Origin of the sequence: Sphingomonas azotifigens NBRC 15497, from assembly GCF_002091475.1 — a bacterium.
GTDB lineage: Bacteria > Pseudomonadota > Alphaproteobacteria > Sphingomonadales > Sphingomonadaceae > Sphingomonas > Sphingomonas azotifigens.
The window spans coordinates 1-2,988 of record NZ_BCTR01000119.1 but is presented as its reverse complement, the minus strand read 5'-3'; the positions used below and the strand labels follow the sequence as shown (position 1 = coordinate 2,988).

Genomic DNA, 2,988 nt, shown 5'->3' with positions numbered 1-2,988 from the left:
CTGCGGCGTACACCTCGCCCGGTTCCCGGGCGAGGTGAGGCCTCGGTCATGGTCATTTGCCCCGCAGGGCGCGGTCCAGCGCAATGATTACGCGGGTGATAGTCTCTTCCACCTCCGCTACCGTGCAGCCATGCCGCCTGGCCGCTTCAATGTAGTCCAAGTCGTCGAACCGCACCGATCCGAAGATTGCCCGGTCCCGCTCGGGTAGTGCCCGAAACGCACGGCGCATTCGCCGCAGGCGAAGCCAGCGCATCATTGCCCCGCCTCGGGCTGGCTGCTGGCGCAGGAGTGCCTTGAGCTTGGCGAAGGCCATCTCGATCGGGTTCATGTCGGGGCTGTAGGGAGGCAGGTAGAAGAGCTGGGCGCGCCGGGCGGTGATCGCCTCGCGGATGCCGGCGACCTTGTGGGCGGGCAGATTGTCGAGTACCACGACATCGCCGCGCCGGAGCGTGGGCGCCAGGACGTCGCGGACATAGACCCGGAAGGCATCGCCATCCATCGGCCCGTCGAGCACCCAAGGCGCGGTCATGCCGGTCAGGCGCAGGCCGGCGATGAACGTCATCGTCTTCCAGTGTCCGAACGGCACGCGATCGCGGCAGCGCTCGCCGACCGGCGCCCAGCCATAGAGCCGCGCCATCTTGGTGTTCACCCCTGTCTCGTCGAGGAAGACGAGGCTTTCGTAAGCGCGGTCTGCAGGCCGCAGGTTATGCGGCTTGGGCGGTTGGCTGATCAGCTGGCCGATTCCAGTTCCACGGGAGGAGTTCATCCCAGCGGCTTGCGGGCCAGTCATCGGCGATCCTGGCAATGACGTCGGCGATATAGGCCTGCGGGTCGACACCGTTGGCCTTGCAGGTCTGGATGACGGTGTAGATGGCGGCGGCGCGTTCACCGCCCACGCGCGAGCCGGCGAACAGCCAGTTGCGGCGGCCGATGGCGACGCCGCGTAGCGCGCGTTCGGCGATGTTGTTGTCGATCTCCAGCCGGCCGTCGTCGAGGAAGCGCGACAGTGCCGGCCAGCGCTTGGTGCCATACGCAATCGCCTTCGCCATGTCGGATTTGGGCGACAGGCGGCGCAGCGCGGTGTCGAGCACTTCGTGCAAGGCGCCGACCAGCGGTTTGGTGCGTTCCTGCCGTGCCCGGTGCCGGATATCTGGTGGCTGGCCGCGCACTTCCGCCTCCACGGCATAGAGCGCGCCGATCCGCTCGAGGATGTCGATGGTCAGCGGCGTGGGCGTGCGTTCGTGCAAGTCGAAGATCTTGCGCCTGAAATGCGCCCAGCAGGCCACCTCGGTCACACCACGCCGGTAAAGCCCGTCATAGCCGGCATAGGCATCGGCCTGGAGGAATCCGCGAAAGCCGGCGAGATGCGCCAGCGGGTGCGCGGCGGTGCGGTCCGGCGTGAAGCGATACCAGGTCGCGCGCGGCGCCGTGCTGCCCGAGGCCTGGTCGTCGGCCGCGTACACCCATAGCCGCCCGGTTGCGGTCTTGCCGCGGCCGGGGTCGAGCACCGGCACCGGGGTGTCGTCGGCGTGGATCTTGTCGGCGTGCAGGACTTCGTCGCGGATGCGGGCGACGACCGGATCGAGCAACGCAGTGGCCTGTCCGGCCCAGCCGGCCAGCGTCGAGCGATCGATGTCGAGCCCCTGCGCTGCCATCATCTCCGCCTGACGGTACAGCGGCAGATGGTGCTCGAACTTCGACACCACGACATGCGCGAGCGTGGCGAAGCTGGCCTTGCCGCGCGCGATTGCGCTGGCCGGCGCAGGCGCCTGGACGATCTTTTCGCAGACCCGGCAGCTATATTTTGGGCGGACGTTGCGCACCACCCGCCAACGCACCGGCACCACGTCGAGCATCTCATGCGCATCCATGCCCAGCCGGCGCAGCACGCCGCCGCAATCCGGGCAGGTGCAGGCGCCCGAGGCAGGTTCGTGGACGACCTCTTCGCGCGGCAGGTGCGCCGGCAGGCTGCGGACCGGTGCCGGCCGCGCCGTCGCCTCCGATGGGCTATCCTCTACCGGCGCCGCGTCGCGCTCGGCTTCCAGCTCTTCCAGCGCCAGTTCGAGCTGCTCGATCTCGCGCCCCAGCTTCTCGGACGAGGCCCCGAACTGCATCCGCCGCAGCCGGGCGATCTGCCCGCGCAAGCTGTCGATGAGCAGATCGCGGGCGGCAAGCGCGGCATTGGCCCGGGCCAGCAACGCCTCCAGCGCGGCGATCCGCGCGGTGGCATCAGCAGGGGAAACGGGCGCTTCCGACACCCGGATTTACTAGCAGATCGCGGGGGCTCAGGCGAGAAAAAGCGACGCAAAACCGCACGTTTCAGCCCGCCAGCGTCGGCGTGCAGGTGCGCTCCGGGCGACACCAGTCGATGCCCTCCAGCAGCATCGACAATTGCGCGGGCGTCAGCACCACCGTGCCACTCGCCGTCACCGGCCAGACGAAACGGCCCCGGTCGAGCCGCTTCGAAAACAGGCACAGGCCTTGCCCGTCGAACCACAGCAGCTTGACCAGATGCCCGCGCTTGCCCCGAAATGCGAACAGCGCGCCCGAATGCGGGTTTTCCGCCAACACCTGCTGCACCAGCACCGCCAGCCCGTCGAAGCCCTTGCGCATATCTGTCACGCCGCACGCCAGATATACCCGCGTCGGCAACGGCGCCGGGTTCACCGCAGCACCGATAACACCCGTGCCAGCGCACCCGCATCCACCCCACCGTCGACACTGATCCGAACACCGCCGGGCAGCTCGATATCGATGCGCCCAGACGAACACGGCACCGGCGGCGACGCCGGCACTGCCGGCTCGGCGAGCCGAACCTCGGCGAACACCGGCAGCGAAGGCGCAGCCCCGGCCAGCCTGCCTTCGCGCAGTTGCTTGCGCCACGTGTAGATCAGGCTGCTCGACACCTCGCGCCGGGCGATGACCTCGCAGACCCTGGCGCCAGGCCGGAACGCCTCGGCGAGAATCTCCAGCTTCTCCGCGTCAGAC

General features: G+C 68.6%; 3 protein-coding genes and 1 pseudogene. All 4 read right to left on the bottom strand.

Annotation, left to right across the window (positions count from 1 at the left end; translation table 11 throughout):
- Positions 1-52: 52 nt before the first annotated feature.
- Positions 53-679 (bottom strand): annotated as a pseudogene (locus SAZ01S_RS24725) (IS630 family transposase); the annotation flags it as partial.
- A 25-nt stretch (positions 680-704) separates the two neighbouring features.
- Positions 705-2,258, bottom strand: coding sequence for an IS66 family transposase (gene tnpC, locus SAZ01S_RS23065; RefSeq protein WP_167693250.1), 1,554 nt, complete (start codon positions 2,256-2,258; stop codon positions 705-707).
- A gap of 61 nt (positions 2,259-2,319) precedes the next feature.
- A complete protein-coding gene (gene tnpB, locus SAZ01S_RS23060) occupies positions 2,320-2,667 on the bottom strand; it encodes an IS66 family insertion sequence element accessory protein TnpB (protein WP_084584667.1) in 348 nt (115 codons plus the stop codon).
- The coding region (gene tnpA / locus SAZ01S_RS23055) for an IS66-like element accessory protein TnpA (protein WP_174596169.1) at positions 2,664-2,988 on the bottom strand (325 nt) is incomplete at its 5' end. The genes tnpA and tnpB, both read right to left, overlap by 4 nt.